This window comes from Brevundimonas mediterranea (assembly GCF_014196125.1).
GTDB classification, from domain to species: domain Bacteria; phylum Pseudomonadota; class Alphaproteobacteria; order Caulobacterales; family Caulobacteraceae; genus Brevundimonas; species Brevundimonas mediterranea.
The window spans coordinates 703,408-726,781 of sequence record NZ_JACIDA010000001.1 but is presented as its reverse complement, the minus strand read 5'-3'; the positions used below and the strand labels follow the sequence as shown (position 1 = coordinate 726,781).

Genomic DNA, 23,374 nt, shown 5'->3' with positions numbered 1-23,374 from the left:
CGACCGGCGGCAGGAGCGCTCGGAGCGTCGGCGCGAGCATATCGCCGAGTTGAACCGGCGAGCGGCCGAGACGGACCTTCGCCTCAAGCGGCTATACGACGCCATCGAGTCGGGCGTGGCCGATCTGGACGACCCGGCACTGAAGGAGCGCATCGCCGGCCTCAAGGCGATTCGAGATCAGTCCCAGGTCGATGCCGAGCGGGCTTCCGCCATGCTGGAAAGCGCGGGCCAGCAAGCCATCACGCCCAAGATGGTCAGGAAGTTCGCCGGAACGGCTCGCAGCCGGATCAGGCTGGACGGCGGCGGCTATCGGCGGGATCACCTGCGCGCACTGGCCCAGCGCGTCGAGGTTGCCGAGGGCGAAGTCCGCATCATGGGATCGAAGAGCAACCTGCTCAGGACGCTCGCTGCCGCCTCGGGCGGGAAATCGGCGGCTATCGGCGTGCCCAGTTCTGTTCTGAAGTGGCGGAAGCGGTGGGATTCGAACCCACGGACGGCTCTCACCGTCGCTGGTTTTCAAGACCAGTGCCTTAAACCACTCGGCCACACTTCCTTGCCGCGCTGAGCGGAGGCGGACGCCATAGCAGGCGAACGGCGCATTAACCAAAGCGGAAATGTCTTCGGTCATCCTGTTTTTGAGGATCGAGGCGAGGTGCGACCGATGACGACCGGACAATGGATGCGCAGCGCCCTGATCCTGGGCCTGTTCGCGCTGCTGGCGGCCTGTTCGACCGTCGGCGGCAAAGGCGGCGCGAGCGGAATTCCTGTGGTCAAGGATCCGGCGCCGATCGTGTCGGGGACGATGCGGCCCTATCAGGTGCGAGGACGCTGGTACACGCCCAAGGAGCAGCCGGACTACGAGGAGGTCGGTATGGCCTCCTGGTACGGCGACGCCTTTAACGGGCGACCGACCTCCAGCGGCGAGCGGTTCGACATGCACCAACTGACGGCGGCCCATAAGACCCTGCCGCTGCCGGGGCTGGTCGAGGTCACCAATCTGGAGAACGGCCGCCGGCTGGTGGTGCGGGTCAATGATCGGGGGCCGTTCGTGGACAGCCGGATCATCGACCTGTCCCGCGAGGCGGCGCAGGAACTGGGGATGTTGTCACAGGGCGTCGGGCGGGTGCGGGTCCGGTACCTGGGGCGCGCGCCTCGCCAGGGCGGCGGGACGATCCTGCGCGCGGATGCGCCGACCCGGTCGCCAGGGCCGACGCCGGCGCCCATTCCCGCGCCCCCTCAGGTGGCTGTCGCTGCGGCGGTCGCGAGCTTCTGGGTGCAGGCGGGGACCTTCTCGGACCAGGGCGAGGCGAGCCGAATCGCGGAGCGTTTGAGCGGATGGGTGCGCGCCGACCGGAATGGCGGGCGGTATAATGTCGTGGTCGGTCCGTGGGAGAGCGCCAATGCGGCTGAAGCCGCGCGCCAATCCGTCGTGGCGAAGGGTTATGTCGGCGCCCTGTTGATATCGGGCAGTTGATCGCGCGCACGGGCTTGCGTCCGGCGGGCCGCGCGCGCCATGAAGGCGCGTGACCCGTGGAAAATTCATAAGCTTCGAAGGCGGCGAGGGCTCCGGCAAGTCGACTCAGGTCGGACGGCTGGTCGAGCGGCTTCAGCCTGTTCTGGGCGAACGCAATATCGTGCGGACGCGTGAGCCGGGCGGATCGAAGGGCGCGGAGGTGATCCGCAACCTGGTCGTGGCTACGGAGGCCGAGCCCTGGTCGGCCATGACCGAGACCCTGCTGATGTACGCCTCGCGCTCGGACCATCTGGAGCGGACCATTCGGCCGGCTCTGGAGGCCGGCGACTGGGTCGTGTGCGACCGGTTCGCCGACAGCAGTCGGGCCTATCAGGGCGCGGGCGGCGGGGTGCCGCAGAGCTTTATCGAACAGATCGACGCGGGCGTGGTCGGGGACGATCAGCCGGACCTGACCCTGGTGTTCGACCTGCCGGTCGAGGTGGGGCTGGAGCGGGCCTTTGGGCGCGGCCTGTTCGAGACGCGGTTTGAGTCCAAGGGGCTGGAGTTCCACCAGCGACTGCGCGAGGGCTTTCTGCGCATCGTCGAGGCCAATCCCCAGCGGTGCGTGTTGATCGACGCCGTGGGATCGCTGGACGAGGTGGAGGCTCGAGTGTGGCGGGCGGTTCAGGACCGGTTGCTGTGAGCGAAGACCATCCCCGCGACCGGTTCGACCTGGTCCCCGACGCAGCGGCGGAGGTCGCATTCCTGGACGCCTGGGAGCGGGGGCGGCTGCACCATGCCTGGCTGTTGTGCGGGGTCGAGGGGACGGGCAAGGCGACCTTCGCCTATCGCGCGGCGCGGCGGCTGCTGGGGGCGGCGGCGGATCCGGCGCATGGACCGCTGGGCGCGCGGCGGGAGGATCCGGTCAGCCGGCTGATCTCGGCGCAATCCCATCCGGACCTGTTGGTGCTGGAACGGTTGGTCGAGGGCGGCAAGACCAAGAAGTCGATCTCGGTCGATCAGTCACGCGACCTGCCCGAGTTCTTTTCAAAGAGCCCGTCCCAGGCCCAGCACCGGGTGGCGATCATCGATGCGGCCGACGACCTGAACATCAACGCGGCCAACGCCTTGCTGAAGGTCTTGGAGGAGCCGCCCGAGCGGGGCGTGCTGTTCCTGGTCACCCATGCTCCGGGGCGGCTGCTGGCCACGATCCGGTCACGCTGTCGGCGGCTGAGCTTCCCCATCTGGACGCCGGAGCGGCTGGAGACCCTGGTGCGGAACCGCACGGGGGCGGAGCCGGAGGAGGCCGAGCATGCGGCGGCCATGGCGGGCGGATCGCCGGGCGCGGCCCTGGCCCTGGCGTCGGGCGCGACCTTCGAGATGGACCAACTGGCGCGGCGCTGGGTCGAGGGGGATGTGGACCGGGCCGAGGCCCTGGCCATCGCCGACAAGTTCCGGGGCGCGGAGGGGCAGGAGCGGTTCGAGACCCTGATGGACCGGCTGATCGCGGCGGTGCGGATGCGGGCCCTGAGCAGCCCCGCCGGCGCCGGCAACCGCTGGGCCGAGCTGTGGGAGCGGCTGCAGCCCCTGCCGGAGCGGGCGGCGGGGCTGAACCTGGACAAGGCCGATGTGCTGGCCGGGGCGCTGGCGGACCTGAGGCGGGTCCAGGCCCAGCAGGCGCGGATGGGCTGATGCTGATCGACAGTCATGTGAACCTGCACGCGCCCCAGTTCGACGAGGATCGGGACGACGTGATCGCCCGGGCGCGCGAGGCCGGGGTCGGTCTGATGGTCGAGATCTCCGACAAGCTGACCAGCTTCGAGGCGACCCATGGGATCGCCATGGCCAACCCCGACATCTGGTGCACGGTCGGGGTCCATCCGCACGAGGCCAAGGATGCGGCGGACCTGACGGCGGCGACCCTGATCGAGCTGGCGCAGCGGCCCAAGGTCGTCGGGATCGGCGAGTGCGGCCTGGACTTCCACTATGACTTCAGCCCGCGCGAGATTCAGGCGGCGGTGTTTCGCCAGCATGTGGCGGCGGCGCGGGAGACGGGCCTGCCGCTGGTGATCCATACCCGCGAGGCGGACGAGGCCATGGGGGCGATCTTGAAGGAGGAGCACGCCGCCGGGCCGTTCAAGATGCTGATGCACTGCTACACCAGCGGGGCGGAACTGGCGGGAATCGCCGCGGAACTGGGGGCCTGGTTCTCGGTCTCGGGGATCGCCACCTTCAAGGCGGCCGAGGATGTGCGGGCGGTGATCCGGGACATGCCGGCCGAGCGTATAATCGTCGAGACCGACTGCCCCTATCTGGCGCCCATCCCGCATCGGGGGCGGCGCAACGAGCCGGCCTATATCAGCCATGTGCTGGGCAAGCTGGCCGAGATCCGGGGCTGGAGCGCCGAGGAGGCGGACCAGAGAACCACCGAGGCCTTCTTCGGCCTCTTTGACCGGATACCGAGGCCCGTATGAGTTTCGAAGTCGTCATCCTGGGCAGCGGATCATCGGGCGGGGTGCCGCGCGGCGACGGCGACTGGGGCGTGTGCGACCCGGCCGAGCCGAGGAACCGCCGGATGCGCTGTTCCATGTTGGCGCGCAAGACCGGATCCGACGGCGTGACCAATGTGCTGATCGACACCTCGCCGGACCTGCGTGAACAGATGCTGGCCAGCGGGACGCGGCATGTGGACACCGTCCTCTATACCCACGACCACGCCGACCAGACCCACGGGATCGACGACCTGCGGACCTTCGCGACGCGGGCGCGCAAGCGGATCCCGGCCTGGATGGATGAGGCGACCCTGACGTCCCTGTCGCACCGGTTCGACTATATCTTCGAGAGCCAGTTCGGCTATCCGCCGCTGCTGGACGCCCAGGTCATTCCGCCGCACGGAATGGCCTGGTCGGTGGAGGGGCCGGGGGGCGCGATTCCGGTGGTGACCTTTGATCAGGGGCACGGGCCGATCCGGTCGGTCGGCTATCGGCTGGGCGACATGGCCTATTCCAGCGACGTGTCGGACCTGGACGAGGCGGCGATCCGGGCGGTGGCGGGGTGCCAGATCTGGATCGTCGACGCCCTGCGCTACACCCCCCATCCGACCCATGCCCATCTGGACCGGACGCTGGAGTGGATCGCGGCGGCGGATGTCGAGCGGGCCGTGCTGACGAACCTGCATATCGACATGGATTACAAGGAACTGTCGGCGATTGTTCCGGCCAATGTCGAGGTCGGGTTCGACGGCTGGCGCTGCATGATCGGCTGAGGCTGGTCGGTTTGGCGTAAAAACAGGGTGACAAACCGCCAAACCGCCAATGCGCCATGGGCGACCGCTGTGGCCTTATGATCGGCTGAGGCCGGTCGGTTTGGCGCGAAAACAGGGTGCCAAATGCGCCAAATGCGCCAAACGTGCCAGGGGCGACGACTGTGGCGTTGATGGGGAGCGGACGCCGCAGGCGGACTGCGGCGCGCGCCCGATGTCAAAGACCGGACGACGAGGCTAACACGGTCTGGACGCGTGGTTGGTCGATGGCCGTTCGGGCGCGTTAGGGTGTTGAAATGATTACGTTCAGTTCGACAAATTGGGAGAGATGACCTTCGTTTGCCTTCCTTGGCTCATCTATACGAAGCTCTCTCCTCACATTTGTATTCGGCGGGGCCGCGCTGGAAAGCGGACGTGCCGGACATCTGTTCGGGGGTGGGTAGCGGACACTAGACGATAAGATTCGGCCACCGAGCTCTGTTATTGTGCATTGATGACTCACCCCCTCGAACAACTAATCCCTGCGGCAGATGCGCTCCTCGCCTTAGGGCCGGAGGAACTCGGCGGAAGCATCATTCGCACCATTCTTGACGAGCCTGACTGGCATCTCGGGGCAGGCGTGACGATCATCGGGTACCTAGACGGTATCAGGGGATCCCTAAACGCGGGGCCCGCGGCTTGGGGCGGAGCTCGCAACGGCGAAGTGTTGTTTGCGATTCGGGAGGCATGGGCATGGCTGGAGGGGCAGGGCCTGATTATTCCTTCCGAGGGCACAAACGGGCAAAACGGATGGCGACAGCTGGCGCGGCGAGCGGCGGATATCGCTACGCCTGAGGGTATCGCCAACTTCCAAGCTGCACGCGCTTTGCCTAGACAACTCCTTCACCCGGATTTGGCCGAGCAAGTTTGGATGGACTTTCTGCGAGGCGACTTCGACAACGCTGTTTACCGCGCCATGAAGCGTGTGGAAGTCCGGCTGCGACAGGCAAGTGGCGCGGGACCCGATCTTCTGGGCGTCAGGCTAGCGGGCGTAGCCTTTCACATAGAAAATGGACCCCTAACCGATCACGATAGCGAAGAAGGCGAAAAGGTTGCCATCCGGAACCTATTTTCTGGTGCGTTAGGGGCAATCAAAAACCCACAATCGCATCGAGACGTTAATATGGACGATCCGCGTGAAGCAGCAGCGGTGGTTATGTTCGCGAGCTACCTTCTCAGCCTCATCGACGCGCGGGAGGGCCGTCTTCACCGGTAGAGACAGTCCTACCCAAAAGCGCCTTTGACAGCGGGAGTAGTGCGGTGCCGATGTCCGCAATGGGTCGAGTTTGGTCTTGGCCTTAGAGGCTGAAAGCAGGCGTTGGCCTTCAGGCTAAAGTGCGGTCGCGGTTTGCGTCCGCTAAGGGTGGAAAGCGGACCTACTCGGCTCGTCGCATTTCCTTGGCAATCTGCCTCACGCGGTCGTTGAAGTGAGCGATGGTTGGTAGTTCCTCGTAGGCTCCATACTGGTCGCTGACGTGCCACCCCAAGGCGTGACAGGCTCGTTCGAGACTTGGCGCAGATGGGTCGGCTTCGAGGGACGCGACGAGCTTCCGCAGATTGTTGAAGCCATACCAAGTAGCGGAGCCTTCCTGCGGCTCCGGTTGCATATCAAGCCAACTCCGGGCGTCGAAAAGAACTGCTTTCAAGTCATCCATCACTCAAGCGTGCCACTTGCCCTGAATGTCCGCAACGGGTCGATTTGCGAAGTTGGCTCACTTCCCGAAAGCGGACATCGGTTGCCCTTGCCAGGAGCGGACGTTGCGGACTTCCGATAGGGGTGGGAAGCGGCCGTTCGCGGCCATCTCTTCGTCGGCTTATCCCCGCCACTCGTTCAGGTGTTGGATTTCGGTCGCCGCCGGAAAAATCTCATCAAACCCTTCTTCGTCGAAACGCAGTCCTGAGAAACTCACGTCCGCCGACTCTGGAAGCTCGATTACCAGCAAGAGGTCGCGATCATCTAACACCCGCAGCACGTGCTGATAGGCGTCACCAACGCTCTTGTCCGTTTTCAGAAAGATGGCTCCCTGTCCGCCATGCCAAGCCGGACCAAGCTGAAACGCGGCTTGGAATGCGGCGTGGCGTCGGGCTGATCCATCGTCACTCCGCCCAGCGCGATCAGTGGAGCCTCCGATCCCCAGGCTCAGCATCAGTATTCTCATGGCGTGCCTCATAAGTACATTAAACAGCACACTGCGAGCGGGCCGTAATGTCCGCAATGGGTCGAAAGCGGAATCCAGCGTTCCGACCGAAAGCCGACATGTGGAACATCAGCAGACGGGCTGGACAGGTCTGATCACCGTCATCCTAGGCCTTGTGCCTAGGGTCCATACGCTCGGTGTGTAGCGCCGAGCGCGGGTGGCGGATGTGCGGTGGCTCCTGGCGTCTGAGTCTATGGATCCTAGGCACAAGGCCTAGGATGACGGGCGTGGGGTGTGGGGTGTGGGGTGTCGGGCGAGAGGTGTCGGGCATGGGGCATGGGGCTAGGACGACCCTCAATCCGCCCCCGCCTTATGCCCCTTCCAGTCGAACAGCTCCTCCAGCACCTGCACCGCCTGGCCGCGCTCGGACGCCAGGTCGGGGTCGCGGTTGAGGATCAGGCGGGCGTCGTCGGCGGCGGCCAGCATCAGGGAGCGGTGGCGGATCGGGTCGGCGAAACGGTAGGCGGGGAAGCCGCTCTGTTTCAGGCCCAGGGGGTCGCCGCCGCCGCGCAGGCGGAAGTCCTCCTCGGCGATGACGAAGCCGTCCTCGGTGCGGCGCAGGGTTTCCAGTCTTTCTTTCGCAGTTTCGCCGAGGGCGCCGTCCTGGCCGCCGTACAGCAGGATGCACGAACTGGCCTTTGAGCCGCGACCGACGCGGCCGCGCAGCTGGTGCAGTTGGGCCAGGCCGAAGCGGTCGGCGTGTTCGATGACCATGATCGAGGCGTTGGGCACGTCCACCCCGACCTCGACCACGGTGGTGGCGACCAGCAGGGGGATGCGGCCGTCGGCGAAGTCGGCCATGACGGCTTCGCGCTCGGCGCCGGGCATCTGACCGTGGGCCAGGCCGACCTCGACCCCCAGCAGGCGGCGCAGGTCGTCGGCGCGGTCAACGGCGGCGGCTAAGTCGATGGCCTCGGATTCGGCGACCAGGGGGCAGATCCAATAGGCCTGGGCGCCGGCGTCCAGCGCCGTCTTCAGCCGGGCGGCGACCTCGCCGATCCGGACCAGGGGGACGACGGCGGTGGTGACGGGGGTGCGGCCGGGCGGCTTCTCCATCAGGCGGCTGACCTCCAGCTCGCCGTACTGGGTCAGTTCCAGGGTGCGGGGGATGGGGGTGGCCGACATGGTCAGCAGGTGGACGGCGCCGATGCGGGGGTCGCCCTTGGCCTGAAGCCGCTGGCGCTCGCTGACGCCGAACCGGTGCTGTTCGTCGATGACGGCCAGGGCCAGGCGGTCGAAGCGGACGGCGTCCTGGAACAGGGCGTGGGTGCCGATGGCGACCTGGGCGTGACCGGAGGCCAGGGCGGCCAGTTTCTCGCGCCGTTGGCCGTTGGTGTCGCGGCCTGTGAGCAGGACGGAGGCGACGCCGGCCGACTCCAGCAGGGGGCCGAGTTTCTCGTAGTGCTGGCGGGCCAGGATTTCGGTCGGGGCCATCAGGGCGGACTGGAAGCCGCTGGAGGCCGCGTCGGCCAGGGCCAGGGCGGCGACGGCGGTCTTGCCCGAGCCGACGTCGCCCTGAAGCAGGCGGCCCATCTGTTTGCCGGACGCCAGGTCGCGGCGGACTTCGGCGACGGCCTGGGCCTGGGCGTTGGTCAGGGTGAAGGGTAGGGCCTGGAGCAGGTGGTCGGAGGCGGCGCCGGGCGCGATGACGGGCGACGGCTTGATCTCGCGGGCGCGACGACGGCGGGCCAGGGCCAGCTGGTGGGCCAGGAATTCGTCATAGGCCAGGCGCTGGCGGGCGGGGGCGTCTGGCGTCAGGTCCAGCTCGCCCGCCGGGGCGTGCAGGGCGTCCAGCGCGGCGCGCCAGCCCAGCCAGTTCTGCTTCTTCAGCCAGGCGGGGTCCTGCCATTCCGGCAGGTCGGGGGCGGCGGGCAGGGCGGCCTGGACCAATTTGCGCAGCTGGCGCGAGGTCAGGCCCTGCGTCGCCGGATAGACGGGTTCGGAGGCCGGGATGTCGGCGGCCTTGTCCAGGGTGACGATGTCCGGGTGGACGATCTGGACCTCGCCGTTGAAGCGTTCGACCTTGCCCGAGACCAGCCGGGTCTCGCCGCGCGGCAGCAGCCGGTCGATATGCTGGGGCGAGCCGCCGAACCAGACCAGGTGCACGAAGCCGGTCGGGTCGCTGGCGCGGACCTTCAGCGGGGCGCCGGGGCGGCTGGGGACGAACAGGCGGTCGATGACGATCTCGAAGATTCCGACCTCGCCGTCCACGGCGGTCGCCGCCTCCATGGGCTGGCGGACGATGACGCCGGAGGGGCTGAGGAAGACCAGGTCGCGCACCAGCGGACCCGCCACCTTCTGCACCAGGGGCAGGACGCGGGGGCCCACGCCCTTCAGGCTGGAGACCTCGGCGAACAGGGGAAAGAGAATCTGCGGACGCATCGCCGGGAACATAGCGTGACCATGACGGGTGGCGAAGTCCGTTCAGGAAGGCTATCTGCGCTTCTTCCATTCCGGGTGCGCCATCGCTCGCCGCGCGGCGGCTCTCTGCTTGAGCGCACCTGGCATATTCAACGGGCAAGGATTCTTGTGACCGACATCGACGCGCATCCCCAAGACGACAGTGGCGACCAAGCGGCCCTGGCCCGCAAGCAACGGCTGGGCCGTATCCAGTTCCGGTCCTGGCGGCGCGGTTTCCGCGAGGCCGACATGGTGCTGGGTCCGTTTTCGGACCAGGTGGCGCCGACTCTGACCGACGCCGAACTGGATCAGCTCGAACTGCTGATCGACGAGGAGGACCAGTGGCTCTACGGCTGGATCATCGAACGTGACCCGACGCCGCCCGAGTTCGAGACGCCCGTGATGGCCAAGGTTCGCGCCTTCATGCGCGAGCATGTGGCCGCAGAGGTCGGCAAGGGCATCGGTTGATGGATCAACAGGTCACTGTGCAGCACCGGACCGACGCCGATCTGGGCGGGGCGCCGGAGGGGCTGGACGCCCTGGTTGTCGCCGAGCGGATCGCGAAGGATGGCGGCGTCGGCGTCTTCGTGGCGCGCGACTATCAGCGGTCGGGCGGGTTTGTTCAGGCGTTTCGCTTCTTCTCGCAAGATGTCGAAATTCTTGAATATCCGGCCTGGGATTGTCTGCCCTATGACCGGCTGAGCCCGACGCCGGGAATCGCCGCCCAGCGGATGGCGACCCTGACGCGGCTGGCCCAGCGCAAGACGGGCGACGCGCCGGTTCTGGTGGTCACGACCGTCGGCGCGGCCATGCAGAGGATGCCGCCCAAGTCGGTGACGACCCAGGCGGGGTTCGAGACCAAGGTGGGCCGCGATCTCGATATCCAGGCGCTGGAGCGGTATTTCGCCGCCAACGGCTATGTCCGGGCCTCGACCGTGTCGGAGCGGGGCGAGTTCGCGGTGCGGGGCGGGGTGGTGGACGTCTATCCACCGGGCTTCGAGGAGCCGGTGCGGCTGGACATGTTCGGGTCCGAGCTGGAATCGATCCGCACCTTCGACCCCGAGACCCAGCGGTCGACGGGGCAGATGACGGCGGTGTCGCTGGCGCCCGTGTCGGAGGCCCTGCTGGACGCCGATGCGATCTCGCGCTTCCGCACCGGCTATCTGAAGCTGTTCGGGGCGCCGGGCGACGATCCCCTGTACGCGACGATCAGCGAGGGCGCGCGGCGTCAGGGCATGGAGCAGTGGTTGCCGCTGTTCTACGAGAGCCTGGATTCGCTGTTCGACTATCTGCCGGACCAAGCCCAAATCTTCCTCGACAATCAGGCCGAGAGCGCGCGGGCCGAGCGGTGGGATCTGATCGCCGACGCCTATGAGGGGCGGACGGAAGCCGCCAAGGCTCAAAAAGGCAAGGGTGGGGGCCACGCGGCGGCCAATCGCGCGCTGCCGCCCCGGTCGCTATATCTGGACGCCGGCGATTGGAACCAGGCCCTGGCGGGGCGCGCCGTGCGGCGGTTTACGCCGTTCTCGGGCGGCGGCGAGGATGCGGGCGGCCGGCTGGGCCGGACCTTTGCGGCCGAGCGGGCGCAGGACAGCGTCAACCTGTTCGAGGCGGTGGCGGCCCATGCTGCGGCGCTGAAGGCCGACGGCAAGCGGGTGCTGTTCGCCTCCTGGACCGAGGGCTCGTCGGAACGTCTGGCGACCATGCTGGCCGACCACGGCCTGGATCATATCGTCGCCGTGCGCGACTGGGCCGACGTCCAGACGGCGCCCAAGGACCTGTATCTGCGCGGCGTCCTGCCGGTTGAGCATGGGTTTGCGACGGACGAGGTCGCGGTCATCTCCGAGACCGACATCCTGGGCGACCGGCTGGCGCGACCGCGCAAGAAGCGGCGGGCGTCGAACTTCCTGGCCGAGGCCTCGGCCCTGACGACCGGCGACCTGGTGGTCCACCTGGATCACGGCATCGGGCGGTATGAGGGGCTGAAGACGCTGGACATCCAGCAGGCGCCGCACGACTGCCTCGAGCTGGTGTACGCCGGTGAGAGCAAACTGTATCTGCCGGTTGAAAATATTGACCTTCTGACCCGATACGGCTCGGATTCAGAAGGCGCGCAGCTGGACCGGCTGGGCGGCGCCGGCTGGCAGGCGCGCAAGTCAAAGGCCAAGGAGCGCCTGCGCGCCATGGCCGAGGGGCTGATCGCGCTCGCCGCCAAACGGGCGCTGCGCGAGACCGACGCGGTTGTGCCGCCGCCGGGCCTGTTCGCCGAATTCTGCGCCCGCTTCCCCTATGAGGAGACGGACGACCAGTTGAACGCCATCGGCGACGTGCTGGAGGATCTGGGCAAGGGCACGCCGATGGATCGGCTGATCTGCGGCGACGTCGGCTTCGGCAAGACCGAGGTGGCGCTGCGGGCCGCCTTCGTCGTGGCCATGACGGGACAGCAGGTGGCCATTGTGGCGCCGACGACCTTGCTGGCGCGCCAACACTACAAGACCTTCACCGAGCGGTTCGCCGGCTGGCCGGTCAAGGTGCGCCAACTGTCGCGGATGGTGGGGGGCAAGGAGGCGGCGGAAACGCGCGCGGGCCTGAAGGACGGCTCGGTCGAAATCGTCGTCGGCACCCATGCGGTGCTGAGCGAACAGGTCGGTTTCCGCGACCTGGGCCTGGTCATCGTCGACGAGGAGCAGCACTTCGGCGTCAAGCACAAGGAGAAGCTGAAGTCGCTGCGCGCCGATGTTCACCTGCTGACCCTGACCGCCACGCCGATCCCGCGCACCCTGCAGATGGCGCTGTCGGGCATTCGCGAGATGTCGATCATCGCCACCCCGCCAGTCGATCGCCTGGCGGTGCGGACCTATGTGACGCCGTGGGATCCGGTTCTGGTGCGCGAGGCCCTGCTGCGCGAGAAATATCGCGGCGGTCAGGCCTATTATGTCGCGCCGCGCCTGAAGGACTTGCCGGCCATCGAGAAATTCCTGCGCGAGCAGGTGCCCGAGATCAAGTTCGTGGTCGGCCACGGCCAGATGTCGGCGACCCAGCTGGAGGAGGTGATGAGCGCCTTTTACGAAGGCGAATATGACGTGCTGGTCTCGACCACCATCGTCGAGAGCGGGCTGGATATTCCGACGGCCAATACGCTGGTCGTGCACCGCGCCGACATGTTCGGCCTGGCGCAACTGTATCAGATCCGGGGCCGGGTCGGCCGGTCCAAGGCGCGGGCTTTCGCCTATCTGACCACGGACGCGGTCAAGCCGATGACCCTGTCGGCCGAGCGGCGGTTGCAGGTGCTGCAGTCGCTGGACAATCTGGGCGCCGGCTTCCAGCTGGCCAGCCACGACCTGGACCAGCGCGGCGGCGGCAATCTGCTGGGCGATGAACAGTCGGGCCATATACGTGAGGTGGGCGTCGAACTGTACCAGCAGATGCTGGAGGACGCGGTCGCCGAGCTGCGCGAGAAGGGCGAGGGGGCCAATGTGGATCGTGGCTGGTCGCCGTCGATCAACGTCGGCGCTTCCGTCCTGATTCCAGAGGAATACGTCCCGGACCTGAACGTCCGTCTCAGCCTGTATCGCCGCCTGTCCGACGCGGAACAGGCCGAGGATCGCGAAGCCCTGGCCGCCGAACTGATCGACCGGTTCGGGCCGCTGCCGGACGAGGCGCGGCAACTGCTGAAGATCGTCGGCATCAAGTCGAACTGCCGCCGGGCCTGTATCGAGAAGATCGACATCGGGCCGCGCGGCGCCGTGCTGACACTGCGCGACAACAGTTTCCCCAATCCCATTGGATTGGTTGGGCTGATCCAGAAGAACCAGGCCTTCTGGAAGATCCGGCCGGATCAGAAGATCGTCGTGTCCGGCGATTGGCCGACGGCGGAAGAGCGGCTGAAGGTGGCGGAGCGGATCACCGCTGACCTGGCGCGGGTGGCGGGGGCGTAAACCCTCAGCGCGTCTTGTCGAACAGGTCGGCGGAAGCGCGTTCCAGCAGGGCGGCGGCGCTTTCGTTCGGCTGCATCTCGGCGGCCCCCACGTCGAATTCGGCGACGAAGGGCGAGCGGTCGGGGCCTGCGTCGAAGGCAGTGCAACCGATGACGGCGGCGATCCGTTCGGCGGCCAGGCGCGCGGCCTCGCCCCGGGTCGCCGGCAGGGCTAGGGCGAAGACTTCCTTGGCGAGGCGGGCGGGCGTGTCCTCGACCCGGACCAAGCGCGAGACCATGGCGCCGATCTGGGGCATGGCCCGATCCAGCCAGCCGCCCTGCCGCGCCCAGGTCACGGCTTCGTTCTCCCTTACCCGCAGCACGCAGACCGACAGGGGGCGTCGCCGGGCGCGCGAGGCGTCGGCGACGCGCGCCAGATGGGCGGCGAACAATTCAGGCGTGAACAGGCCGGTCGAGGCGTCCATTTCCGCCAGCGCCCGGACCGAATCCAGAGCCTTGCGAATGGTCAGATGACGTCGGTGCGACCCCGCCAGGGCCAGAAGACGCTCGGCCGTTTCGTCTTCCGGGGTGTCGGCGGTGGCGACGTCGGCGAAGCCCCGATTGAACAGTTCGTCGAGACTGATCTCGCTGCCGTCCCGGAGATAGAGCATCAGGGGAATGTGGTAGAGACGGGTGTTGCGCTTCATTCCCGAGGCGATCGACAGGGCCGGGGCGTGGTCCTTGGCGCCCCACAGGACGGCGGCGTCGAACGGGCTTTCGTGCAGATAGTCGAAAGCTGTGTAGGGGGTGGGCGCAGCGACAACCTCGACGCCGGAGGCGGTGAGGGCGTTGGACAGAGCCAGAAACCGGCGCTCGGCCACGCCGGCGGCCAGGACGCGCAGCGGCGCCCGTTCGTCGCCGCCGGCCTCCAGATCAATGCCGCGAGCGGCGAAGGTGGCGCGGCGCAGATGGAATTCTTCTTCGGCTATCGCGGCGCGGGTCATCTGCTCCAGCCTCAGCGCCGCCTGGGCGGGGTGAGGCGGCAGCGTCACGGCCAGGTCCGCATCCATGACGGAACCGCGCGGCGCGCCGACAACCATGATCGGCAGACTGCGCGGCTCGGCCGCAGACCGCAGCCGCACAACGGCATCGTGGGTGAGCGAATCGAAATCCACCACTGCGGCGTCCAGCGGGAAGTCCTGCAAGGTGGCCTCGGCCGACGTCAGGTCGCGAGCGGTGACGGTGGTCCAGCCGAGGGCGTCCAGCCCAGCCACGAGCGGCCCGAGCCGGCCGTCCTGAGCCGCCAGGATCAATACACGCGCATCGAAAGCCAAGTTGGTCGTCTCCCCCGGACGTCGCAGCGCCCATAGCCCCTTGAAGGCCGCGGGACCATAGCGATGCGTCCCTTAACGAAGCAATGTCTTGGCGCGCCTCGACGGGGAAAAGAGAGTCACACGCGGATGGTGTTTTCCTTGCCGATGGAATGGTCTAGGTTTCGCCGCCTGTTCAACGGTTGTGGGAACCGGCTTGAGTGATCATCTGACCCGATCGGTACTGAAAGCGCCCGGATTCTGGGGCGGTCTTTCGGTGCGCGCCTTCACCCGCAGCTGGGGGCGTGACGTCATGCTCTACACGGGCGGCGTGTCATTCTTCGCCCTTCTGGCCGTGTTTCCCGCCATCGCCATCCTGATCGGTTTCTACAAGCTGGGTCTGTCGATCAACGAGGTCAGCGCTCAGGCCGCCGCCCTTTCGGACCTGTTGCCTCGGGCGGCACAGACGATATTCCGGGATGAGATCGCCCGGTTGAGCAATGCTTCTGCGCGGACGATTTCGACCCAGAGCGCTTTTGCATTATTCGTCGGCGCCTATGCGGCCCATCGTGGATTCAAGGCCTTGCTGGCGGGCCTTAATCTCATTCATGATGAAACCGAGCCGCACGGCTTCTTCAAGTTCAACCTTCTGGCCTTCTTCGTCGCCGTCTTCGCCTTCGCGCTTTTCACGGTCGTGTCAGGCGCTGTGGTGACGGCCCGAATCCTGGCCCATACGGCGTCGCCGATGACGGACCAGTTCGATGGCGGATTGCTGCCGCTTGACGCCTTCCTGCCGGCGCTTGGCCTCGCGGTCGGACTGACCCTTTTGTATCGCTACGCCATGAGCCACAGGTCGCCCGTGGCTTGGCTGCCGGCGATCACCGGCGGGCTGGTGGCGACCCTGATGTCGGTGATCTCGTCCTGGCTTTGCGCCATCTATGTGGAGCAGATCGCGCCCCTGGGGGCGACCTATGGGTCTGTGGGCGCCGTGGTGGTGCTGCTAATCTGGCTGTCGTGGAACGTCAACGCCATCTTCTACGGCGGCGCCTTCGCCACCGAGATGGAGATTGCGGCCAAGGCCGATGAAGCCGCCAAGGCTCAAACCCCGACGGTTCCCGCCGATGTGGTCGATCTGTCGGAGCGGCGGGCCAGCCGCCGGTCGCGCTCCTAACCCGCCTCGACCGTAAGGCGAATGACGCCGTCGGCCTCGTCCACGGCGATCAGGCGGCCGTTCTTCTGGGCCATCAGAAAGGGCACGTCGATCCGCGCCATCGGGTCGGTGGCCAGCAGGATGAAGCGACGCCCCGGCGCAGCGCCCTCCATCGCCTTCATCAATCGAAGGCTGGGCGTCGGGCACAGGTGGCCGCGCGCATCGACGACGGAGGCTTCAACCTCTTGTAGGTCGGTCACGACGCCAGGCGGTCGGCCAGCAGGGCCAGGGCGATCCGGACGCTGGCCAGACGGATCGCGTCGCGGCCGATGTCGCCGAATCGTTCCTGGCGATGAATCAGGCCGCCCGGTCCCTGAGCGGCGAAGTGGACCAGTCCGACCGGCTTGTCTTCCGAGCCGCCGCCGGGGCCGGCGATCCCGGTGACGGCCACGCCGACGGCGGCGCGCGAATGGGCGACGGCGCCCTGGGCCATGGCCCGCGCGGTCGGTTCGGACACGGCGCCGTGGGCGATCAGCATGGCCTCCGGCACGCCCAGCATCTGCTGTTTGGCGTCGTTGCTGTAGGTGACGAAACCCCGGTCCAGGGCGGCGGACGAGCCGGGAACGGCCGTCAGGGCGGCGGCGACCAGGCCGCCGGTGCAGCTTTCGGCCGTGGCCAGCATCAGCCCCCGCGTGGAGGCGGTTGCGACGATCTGTTGCGCCAGGCGCTGAATATCTTCGGGGAACATGATCTTTTCATAGGCCGCGAGACCCGCTCTAACCAGAGCCATGACCGATGTCGCCGAGGATCCCGTTCTTCCCCTCGACCGGCCCGCGCGCGCGACCGCGATCCTGTTCGCCGTCGCCGTCTTCACCTCGGCGTGTCTGGTCTTCGTGGTGCAGCCGATGGCGACCAAGCTGATCCTGCCGACCCTGGGCGGATCGCCGTCGGTGTGGAATGCGGCGATGGTGTTCTTTCAGACGGCGCTGCTGGCCGGCTATGGCTACGCCCATCTGCTGCAACGGATCGGATCGATGCGGCGGCAGGTGGCGGTCCATCTGGGTCTGCTGCTGATCGCGGCCCTGTTCATACCTTTGCGGATCAGCGGCTTGCTGGGCGATCCTGATCCCTCGGCGCCGACCCTGTGGATGCTGGCGACCCTGGCGCTGTCGCTCGGGGCGCCGTTCGCCGTGCTGTCGGCGACCGCGCCGCTGTTGCAGGCCTGGTATGCGCGGGCCAGCGCCGGGCGGGTGGGGCGCAGCGATCCCTATGTGCTCTACGCCGCCTCGAACCTGGGCAGTTTTCTGGCCCTGCTGGCCTATCCGGTCCTGATCGAGCCCCTGGTCAGTCTGTCGGCGCAGCGGTGGGGATGGACCCTCGGCTACGGTCTGTTCGTACTGATGGTCGTGGGGCTGGGCCTTGTCGTCTGGCGTCGGCGGGAAACTGTTGCGGCCGAGCCCGCCCCGCTGGCGGCCGGACCGCGCATCGTCTGGCGCGAGAAGGGCCTGCTGATTCTGCTTGCGGCGGCGCCCTCCAGTCTGATGCTGGGCGTGACGGCGCACCTGTCGACCGACGTGGCCTCGGCGCCCTTCCTGTGGGTCATTCCGCTGGCGCTCTATCTGCTGACCTTCGTCATCGCCTTTCAGGCGCGGCCGATCATCCCGTTGCACCTGACCCTGGCGATCCAGGCGGGCACCCTGGCGGCCTGCGCCGCCTTGGCGGCGTTCCGGACGACGGAGTGGTTGTTCGTCTTCGGGGTCAATCTTACGGCCTTCTTCTTCACGGCCCTGATGTGCCACCAGCGTATGGCCGAGCGCCGTCCCGCGCCGGGCCGGCTGACGGAATTCTATCTGCTGCTGTCGCTGGGGGGCGTGCTGGGCGGGGTGTTCAACGCCCTGATTGCGCCCGTCGTGTTCGACATGGTGTGGGAATATCCACTGGTCCTGGTGGCCGTGGGCCTGTTGCGGCCCTGGGGGCGGCGCGAGATGCGATCATGGGAGATCATCTGTTGCGTCGTCGGCGTGCTGATCGCCGTGGCGGGGCCGCTGGGCCTGGCCCTGGTTCGCTATGCGCCCGATATCCGCGCCGTCGTGCCGGACCATGATCTGGTTCGGATCGCCCAGGCGGTGCTCGGCGTGGCGGCCCTGTTCGCCTTCCTTTTGAGGGATCGGGCGGTGATGTTCACCGTGGTCATCGGGGCCATGGTCTGGTCCGGCTATCATGTGGCGCGCGGCTATGACTGGGTGCTGACCGAGCGGAGCTTCTTCGGAGTGATGCGGGTGGCCAGCACGCCGATCGAAGGGCTGGATGGACCGGTCCATGTGCTGATGCACGGCACCACCCTGCACGGCGCCCAGGCGCAGGCGGCGCGGTATCGTTGTATGCCGACCCTCTATTACGCCACCTCCACCCCCCTCGGTCAAGCGGCTCTGATGACCCAGGCCGAAAAGCCGGGCGGGGCGGTCATCGGGATCGTGGGGCAGGGATCTGGGGCCATGGCCGCCTATAAGCGGGCCCAGGACCGGATGAGCTTCTTCGAGATCGATCCGATGGTGGACCGCCTGTCGCGCGACCCGCGCTGGTTCAGTTTCATCAATGGTTGCGCCGAGGGGCCGATTCGGACGGTTCTAGGCGATGCGCGCCTGATGATGGAGCGGGAGGCGCCGGCCAGTTATGATTTGCTGATCATCGACGCCTTTTCGTCGGACGCGGTGCCGACCCATCTGCTGACGGTCGAGGCGATCGCCGGCTATCTGCGACTGCTGAAGCCCGAGGGGGTGGTGGTGTTGCACCTGTCGAACCGGAACCTGGAGATCACCCTTCCGGCCGAGGCGGCGGCGGTGGCCCTGAAGGCGCCGGCCCTGCATCAGATCTATATCGAGCGGCGCGATGCGGCCTCCATGTCCGAATCCTCGACCGAGGCGCTGATCGTCGGCAAGAGCGAGGCCGCCCTGGCGCCCTATCGCCAGGATCCGCGCTGGCGCACCCTGGAAGCGACCGGGGTGCGGCCGTGGACCGACGACTATGTCAATCTGTTCGGAGCCCTGGTCCGCCAGATGCAGTACGCGGTCCGGTAGTTCAGGCGGAAACGGGCGTCTCGACCGTCGCCACCGCCTGGGCGGCCAGGCCTTCCCCCCGGCCGGTGAAGCCCAGGCCCTCGCTCGTGGTGGCCTTGACGCTGACGGCGTCCAGCGGGAGCGCCAGAAGGCCGGCGATCCGTTCGCGCATGGCCTGGCGGTGCGGCTTCACCTTGGGGCGTTCGCAGATCAGGGTGACGTCAACATTGACGATCCGACCGCCGTGCGCGGCGACAAGCTGGGCGGCGTGAAGCAGGAAGAGGTCGGAAGACGCGCCCTTCCATTTCGGATCGGTCGGCGGGAAATGGTCGCCGATGTCGCCCTCGGCGATGGCGCCCAGAAGGGCGTCGGTCAGGGCGTGTAGGCCGGCGTCCGCGTCGGAATGGCCGATCAGGGTCTGGTCATGCGGCACCTCGATCCCGCACAGCCAGACCGAACCGCCCGGACCCCAGCGGTGGACGTCATAGCCGGAGCCGATCCGGGTCTGGTAGCGGGTCTGTTGCGACAACAGGGCCTCGGCCATGGCGAAATCCTCGGGATAGGTCAGTTTCATCAGGCGGGGATCGCCCTCGACCAGGGCGACGCGGCCGCCGTGGCGTTGGACGACCGAGGCTTCGTCAGTCGGGGCCTCGGTTTCGGTCCAGGCGGCGTAGGCGGTTTCTATCGTATCGCGCCGGAAGGCCTGAGGCGTCTGGGCCCGCCACAGGCCGTCGCGTTCGACCACGCCCGCCATCAGGCCGTCTGCGCCGCGCCGCAGACTGTCGGCCACGGGCAGGGCGGGCAGGGCGCCGTCGGCATGGTCCAAGGCCGCGATCAGCCGGTCGATGACGGCGCGGTCCAGCAGGGGGCGGGCGGCGTCATGGATCAATACCGGCTGCTCGGGGCCGCAGGTCAGAGCCGCAAGACCGGCGCTGACCGACTCGGCCCTGACGGCGCCGCCGGCCACGGTCCGCCACTTCGACAGGCCGGCGAGGGTTTCGGCCGCGCGGTCTTCGGCGCCGGGAGCCACCACGACCACCAGCTCATCGGCGCCGGCGTTCAGCAGGGCCTCGGCCGACCAGCGCAACACGGGCTTGCCGCCCAGGGCGCGCCACTGTTTGTCGCCGCCGGCGCGTGAACCCGACCCGGCCGCGACGATGATGCCCGAGAAACTCATGCCGGCCTTCTAGAGCGCGCCGTCGCGGGACGAAACATCAATCCGCCGTCGTCAGGCTTGACGAGGGGGTGTTTGATGCTGCGAAAGGCGCGAATGGCCAAGACTTTACAGATCGGCGACGTGACCGTGCCCGGCCAGGTGCTGATGGCGCCCATGACGGGCGTGACCGACCTGCCGTTCCGTCTGCTCGCCTCGCGGCTGGGCGCGGCCTATGTGGCCACAGAGATGGTGGCGGCCAAGGAGCTGGCGCGCGAACGGCCCGACGTGGTGCGACGCGCGGCGGTGGGCGCCGGCCTGCCGCTGACGGTGATCCAGCTGGTCGGGCGCGATCCGGGCCAGATGGCCGAGGGCGCGCGGATGGCGGAAAAGGCGGGCGCGGACATCGTCGATCTGAACTTCGGCTGTCCGGCCAAGGAGGTCACGGGGTCGGCCGCCGGCTCGGCCCTGATGCGGACCCCGGATTTGGCCTGTCGCATCATGGAGGCGGCGGTCCAGGCGACCAGCCGGCCGGTGACGGTGAAGATGCGATTGGGCTGGGATGACGACAGCCGCAACGCCGCCGAACTGGCCAGACGCGCCGAGGAGATCGGGGTCAAGGCGGTGACGGTTCACGGCCGCACTCGCAAGCAGTTCTATACCGGTCATGCCGACTGGGTGGCGGTGGGCGAGGTCAAGGCGGCGGTCGGCATACCGGTCATCGTCAACGGCGACATCACCACGGCGGAAGCGGCCCGCGAGGCCCTGGCGCAGTCGGGCGCCGACGGCCTGATGCTGGGGCGGGGCGTCTATGGACGGCCATGGCTGGCGGCCCACCTGGAGCGGGCGCTGATCGACGGGGTTTCGTTGGAGGAGCCGGGGCCGGAGGCGCGACTTGGGATCGTCGTCGAGCATTTGCGCGCGTCGGTAAAATTCTACGGACTCCCGCTGGGTCTGCGTATGTTCCGCAAACACCTAGGCTGGTACATTGAGCAGGCGCCCTGGCCGGCTGATCCGCAACACCGTCGCGAGGCCAAGGCAATAATTTGCCGCCTGGATGAGCCTCTGGCCGTCGAAGCGGCGATGATGGAGCTTTGGCGCGAAATTTTGCCGAAGATCAGCAAGTCGGATGTTGAAGATGAGCCACAGTTAGTGGACACTGCTGTGGCATGACGGATACGCCTTCACCTGCGGCCTCTTCAACCGACACCGTGTCGGTTGATGAGTCGTTCTGGGGGCGTTTCGAAGCGGAACGGGCCCGGGCGGGCTTCGGGTTCGCCTATTTCATCGCGGTCGTCATCACGGCGGCGGCGGTCTGGCTGGTAGCTGCGGCGCCCGGTGCGGCGTCCGGCACGGCGCGGGGATCGACCAGCCAGGTGGTGCTGTTCGTCCTGCTGGCCAATCTGGCGCTGATATCAGGTCTGGCCTTTATCGTCGGGCGACGGGTCCTGGCCCTGGCGCGCAGCACGGGCGACGCAGGGTCGCGGCTGCACCTGAGGTTCGTCGCCCTGTTCTCCATGGTGGCCGTCGTTCCGGCAGTGTTGATCGCCTTGGTGTTCGGCCTTCTGGTGACGCGGGGAGTCGACCAGTGGTTCAGCCAGAATGTTCAGGCTTCGGTCGAGAACGGCGCGGTGGTCGGGCGCGCCTATATCCGCGACGTCGCCACGACGGTGGACGCGGATCTGGTGACGATCTCTGATCAGCTCAATAGCGCGCGAGGCCTGTTCGACGACCGCATTCAATTTAACGACGCCCTGGCTCAGGTCGGGGAAATTTTCGGCTATCCGGCCATCTACATATTGAACGGCGACGGTCAGGTGCTGGCGCGTGCGGAGCGGCCCGACGCGCCGCCCTATTTGGCGCCCCCTCGGACCTATCTGGAGGACGCGGCCCAAGGTGGAAAACCGCCGACCGACGTGACGCAGAACCCCGACACAGTTCGATCAATCATCGCCCTTCCGGCCTATGGCGACGCCTATCTCTATCTGGTTCGGCCTTTGCAGGACGGGCTGGTCGCGCGGATGAACGCCTCACTCCAGTCTATCGAAGCCTATAATGAGGCGAAGGAAAGCCGGTCGCGGATCCAGTCCGCCTTCATCCTCAGCTATCTGGAGACGGCGCTGCTGGTTCTGGTCGGCGCCGTCTGGCTGGGCATGTCGGCGGCCAGCAGCATCTCCGCCCCGATCGGGCGTCTGGTGCAGGCGGCGGACCAGGTGGCGGGCGGCGATTTCAGCGCCCGGGTGGACAGTCAGGGCGCCCCGGCCGAAATCGCTTTGCTTTCCGACGCCTTCAATCGCATGACCGGTGATCTTCAGGCGCAACAGACCGCGTTGAAGGCGGCCAGCGACGACGCCCAGAACCGCAGCCGGTTTATCGAGACCGTGCTGTCGGGCGTCAGCGCAGGCGTTATCGGCCTGGACCGGCGTGGGCGGGTGTCGGCGATCAACGACAGCGCCCTGCAACTGCTGCATATCGAAGAAGACGAGGTTCTGGGCCACGAACTGGCGGCGCTTTCGCCCGAGCTGAGCGACCTGGTCGGTCGGGTCGAGGCCCATATCGAAGAAGACATCGACGTCAGCCGCGGCGGCGAGACCCAGAGACTAAGGGTCCGGATCGAGGGCGGGCAGGGCGGCGAGATGGTCCTGACCTTCGACGACATCACCCGGCTGGTCACCGCTCAACGCAACGCCGCCTGGCGTGACGTCGCCAGGCGTATCGCCCATGAGATCAAGAACCCCCTGACGCCGATCCAGCTGTCGGCCGAACGGCTGAAACGGAAGTATCGCGACAAGGTGGACGACGTCGAGATCTTCGACCGCTGCACTGACACGATCATCCGCCAAGTCGGCGACATCGGCCGGATGGTGGACGAGTTCTCGTCTTTTGCTCGCATGCCGGCGCCGCGTTTCGGTTCGGCCAATCCGGCGGAAATGCTGCGGGAGGCTGTATTCGCCCAGCGGGTGGCCGCCGCCGACATCGTCGTGGACATGGACGAGCCCCTGCCCAAGGCCACGCTGCGTTGCGACGCCCGCATGGTAGGCCAGGCCCTGATCAACATCCTGAAGAACGCCGGCGAATCCGTCGCCGCCCGTCGATTGGCGGCCGGAGAAGCGGCTGGGTCCGAGGCCACAGGCATGATCGCCTGGCTGGTCGTGGAAAACGGCACAGCGACCTTCGTGGTCGAGGATGACGGGGTCGGCCTGCCGGCCAAGGACCGCGATCGTCTGACTGAACCCTATGTGACCACGCGCGAAAAGGGCACGGGCCTGGGCCTGGCCATCGTCAAACGCATTTGCGAGGACCACGGCGGCGAGCTGAAGCTGGCCGACGCCGAGACCCTGCGCGGCGCGCGGGTGTGCCTGATTTTTCCCTTGAAACCCCACGGCAAGACCGGCGACGTGACGGAGCGCAAGCTCCAGACCGTCGTCGCCGAATAA

General features: G+C 67.3%; 18 protein-coding genes and 1 tRNA gene. 12 read left to right on the top strand and 7 right to left on the bottom strand.

All coding sequences use genetic code 11. The features are described from left to right. Positions 1 to 463 precede the first annotated feature (463 nt). Positions 464 to 553 (bottom strand) — tRNA-Ser (locus GGR11_RS03700). A 108-nt stretch (positions 554 to 661) separates the two neighbouring features. Here GGR11_RS03700 and GGR11_RS03695 point away from each other — a divergent pair. The 6 genes from GGR11_RS03695 (at position 662) to GGR11_RS03670 (ending at position 5,970) form a co-directional block, all read left to right on the top strand. Then, complete coding sequence (locus GGR11_RS03695) at positions 662 to 1,474, top strand: septal ring lytic transglycosylase RlpA family protein (protein WP_183195451.1); 813 nt, start codon at positions 662 to 664, stop codon at positions 1,472 to 1,474. Positions 1,475 to 1,523: 49 nt separating this feature from the next. Next, on the top strand, positions 1,524 to 2,156 hold the full coding sequence (gene tmk, locus GGR11_RS03690) for a dTMP kinase (protein WP_183195450.1): 633 nt from the start codon (positions 1,524 to 1,526) through the stop codon (positions 2,154 to 2,156). Beyond that, positions 2,153 to 3,145: a DNA polymerase III subunit delta' gene (locus GGR11_RS03685; protein ID WP_183195449.1), complete on the top strand. Its 993-nt coding sequence runs from the start codon at positions 2,153 to 2,155 to the stop codon at positions 3,143 to 3,145. The genes tmk and GGR11_RS03685 overlap by 4 nt, the downstream gene beginning before the upstream one ends. Next, positions 3,145 to 3,927, top strand: a complete 783-nt coding sequence (locus GGR11_RS03680; protein WP_183195448.1) for a TatD family hydrolase — start codon at positions 3,145 to 3,147, stop codon at positions 3,925 to 3,927. Before GGR11_RS03685 ends, GGR11_RS03680 begins: the two co-directional genes overlap by 1 nt. Then, on the top strand, positions 3,924 to 4,718 hold the full coding sequence (locus GGR11_RS03675) for an MBL fold metallo-hydrolase (RefSeq protein ID WP_183195447.1): 795 nt from the start codon (positions 3,924 to 3,926) through the stop codon (positions 4,716 to 4,718). The genes GGR11_RS03680 and GGR11_RS03675 overlap by 4 nt, the downstream gene beginning before the upstream one ends. A 490-nt stretch (positions 4,719 to 5,208) precedes the next feature. Continuing rightward, entirely contained in the window at positions 5,209 to 5,970 is a 762-nt protein-coding gene (locus GGR11_RS03670; protein ID WP_183195446.1) for a TIGR02391 family protein, read from the top strand. A 598-nt stretch (positions 5,971 to 6,568) separates the two neighbouring features. On the opposite strand, the gene GGR11_RS03665 is transcribed toward GGR11_RS03670, so the two are convergent. Both GGR11_RS03665 and recG read right to left on the bottom strand, forming a co-directional pair. Then, positions 6,569 to 6,913 (bottom strand): hypothetical protein, encoded by a 345-nt coding sequence (locus tag GGR11_RS03665; RefSeq protein WP_183195445.1) that lies wholly within the window; start codon positions 6,911 to 6,913, stop codon positions 6,569 to 6,571. 333 nt (positions 6,914 to 7,246) lie between these two features. Further along, positions 7,247 to 9,334, bottom strand: a complete 2,088-nt coding sequence (recG, locus tag GGR11_RS03660; protein WP_183195444.1) for an ATP-dependent DNA helicase RecG — start codon at positions 9,332 to 9,334, stop codon at positions 7,247 to 7,249. Between the two features lie 147 nt (positions 9,335 to 9,481). Here recG and GGR11_RS03655 point away from each other — a divergent pair, with 147 nt between their 5' ends. Both GGR11_RS03655 and mfd read left to right on the top strand, forming a co-directional pair. Next, positions 9,482 to 9,820, top strand: coding sequence for a succinate dehydrogenase assembly factor 2 (locus tag GGR11_RS03655; protein WP_183195443.1), 339 nt, complete (start codon positions 9,482 to 9,484; stop codon positions 9,818 to 9,820). After that, positions 9,820 to 13,290, top strand: coding sequence for a transcription-repair coupling factor (gene mfd, locus GGR11_RS03650; protein ID WP_183195442.1), 3,471 nt, complete (start codon positions 9,820 to 9,822; stop codon positions 13,288 to 13,290). Before GGR11_RS03655 ends, mfd begins: the two co-directional genes overlap by 1 nt. A gap of 4 nt (positions 13,291 to 13,294) precedes the next feature. On the opposite strand, the gene GGR11_RS03645 is transcribed toward mfd, so the two are convergent. Beyond that, positions 13,295 to 14,602, bottom strand: coding sequence for a diguanylate cyclase domain-containing protein (locus GGR11_RS03645; RefSeq protein ID WP_183195441.1), 1,308 nt, complete (start codon positions 14,600 to 14,602; stop codon positions 13,295 to 13,297). A 289-nt stretch (positions 14,603 to 14,891) separates the two neighbouring features. Here GGR11_RS03645 and GGR11_RS03640 point away from each other — a divergent pair, with 289 nt between their 5' ends. Then, positions 14,892 to 15,749 (top strand): YihY/virulence factor BrkB family protein, encoded by an 858-nt coding sequence (locus GGR11_RS03640; protein WP_372704782.1) that lies wholly within the window; start codon positions 14,892 to 14,894, stop codon positions 15,747 to 15,749. Here GGR11_RS03640 and GGR11_RS03635 read toward each other — a convergent pair. After that, entirely contained in the window at positions 15,746 to 15,988 is a 243-nt protein-coding gene (locus GGR11_RS03635; protein ID WP_183195439.1) for a sulfurtransferase TusA family protein, read from the bottom strand. The two genes, GGR11_RS03640 and GGR11_RS03635, sit on opposite strands and share 4 nt — an antisense overlap. Beyond that, positions 15,985 to 16,518: a CinA family protein gene (locus GGR11_RS03630; protein WP_246331517.1), complete on the bottom strand. Its 534-nt coding sequence runs from the start codon at positions 16,516 to 16,518 to the stop codon at positions 15,985 to 15,987. Before GGR11_RS03630 ends, GGR11_RS03635 begins: the two co-directional genes overlap by 4 nt. Between GGR11_RS03630 and GGR11_RS03625 the strand changes: the two genes are divergently transcribed. Then, a complete protein-coding gene (locus GGR11_RS03625; RefSeq protein ID WP_183195438.1) occupies positions 16,517 to 18,805 on the top strand; it encodes a spermidine synthase in 2,289 nt (762 codons plus the stop codon). The genes GGR11_RS03630 and GGR11_RS03625 overlap by 2 nt on opposite strands. Before the next feature lies 1 nt (position 18,806). On the opposite strand, the gene GGR11_RS03620 is transcribed toward GGR11_RS03625, so the two are convergent. Beyond that, positions 18,807 to 19,961 (bottom strand): bifunctional 2-C-methyl-D-erythritol 4-phosphate cytidylyltransferase/2-C-methyl-D-erythritol 2,4-cyclodiphosphate synthase, encoded by a 1,155-nt coding sequence (locus tag GGR11_RS03620; protein ID WP_183195437.1) that lies wholly within the window; start codon positions 19,959 to 19,961, stop codon positions 18,807 to 18,809. A gap of 93 nt (positions 19,962 to 20,054) precedes the next feature. Between GGR11_RS03620 and dusB the strand changes: the two genes are divergently transcribed. Beyond that, complete coding sequence (dusB, locus tag GGR11_RS03615; RefSeq protein ID WP_183195436.1) at positions 20,055 to 21,110, top strand: tRNA dihydrouridine synthase DusB; 1,056 nt, start codon at positions 20,055 to 20,057, stop codon at positions 21,108 to 21,110. Next, positions 21,107 to 23,374, top strand: a complete 2,268-nt coding sequence (locus GGR11_RS03610) for a sensor histidine kinase NtrY-like (protein ID WP_183195435.1) — start codon at positions 21,107 to 21,109, stop codon at positions 23,372 to 23,374. Before dusB ends, GGR11_RS03610 begins: the two co-directional genes overlap by 4 nt.

Bases quoted from the DNA above. Each gene is read 5' to 3' on its own strand.
- GGR11_RS03695 (WP_183195451.1), top strand. From the start codon at position 662: ATGACGACCGGACAATGGATGCGCAGCGCCCTGATCCTGGGCCTGTTC.
- GGR11_RS03680 (WP_183195448.1), top strand. From the start codon at position 3,145: ATGCTGATCGACAGTCATGTGAACCTGCACGCGCCCCAGTTCGACGAG.
- GGR11_RS03675 (WP_183195447.1), top strand. From the start codon at position 3,924: ATGAGTTTCGAAGTCGTCATCCTGGGCAGCGGATCATCGGGCGGGGTG.
- GGR11_RS03670 (WP_183195446.1), top strand. From the start codon at position 5,209: ATGACTCACCCCCTCGAACAACTAATCCCTGCGGCAGATGCGCTCCTC.
- GGR11_RS03665 (WP_183195445.1), bottom strand. From the start codon at position 6,913: ATGAGAATACTGATGCTGAGCCTGGGGATCGGAGGCTCCACTGATCGC.
- recG (WP_183195444.1), bottom strand. From the start codon at position 9,334: ATGCGTCCGCAGATTCTCTTTCCCCTGTTCGCCGAGGTCTCCAGCCTG.
- mfd (WP_183195442.1), top strand. From the start codon at position 9,820: ATGGATCAACAGGTCACTGTGCAGCACCGGACCGACGCCGATCTGGGC.
- GGR11_RS03640 (WP_372704782.1), top strand. From the start codon at position 14,892: ATGCTCTACACGGGCGGCGTGTCATTCTTCGCCCTTCTGGCCGTGTTT.
- GGR11_RS03625 (WP_183195438.1), top strand. From the start codon at position 16,517: ATGACCGATGTCGCCGAGGATCCCGTTCTTCCCCTCGACCGGCCCGCG.
- GGR11_RS03630 (WP_246331517.1), bottom strand. From the start codon at position 16,518: ATGGCTCTGGTTAGAGCGGGTCTCGCGGCCTATGAAAAGATCATGTTC.
- GGR11_RS03620 (WP_183195437.1), bottom strand. From the start codon at position 19,961: ATGAGTTTCTCGGGCATCATCGTCGCGGCCGGGTCGGGTTCACGCGCC.
- dusB (WP_183195436.1), top strand. From the start codon at position 20,055: ATGGCCAAGACTTTACAGATCGGCGACGTGACCGTGCCCGGCCAGGTG.
- GGR11_RS03610 (WP_183195435.1), top strand. From the start codon at position 21,107: ATGACGGATACGCCTTCACCTGCGGCCTCTTCAACCGACACCGTGTCG.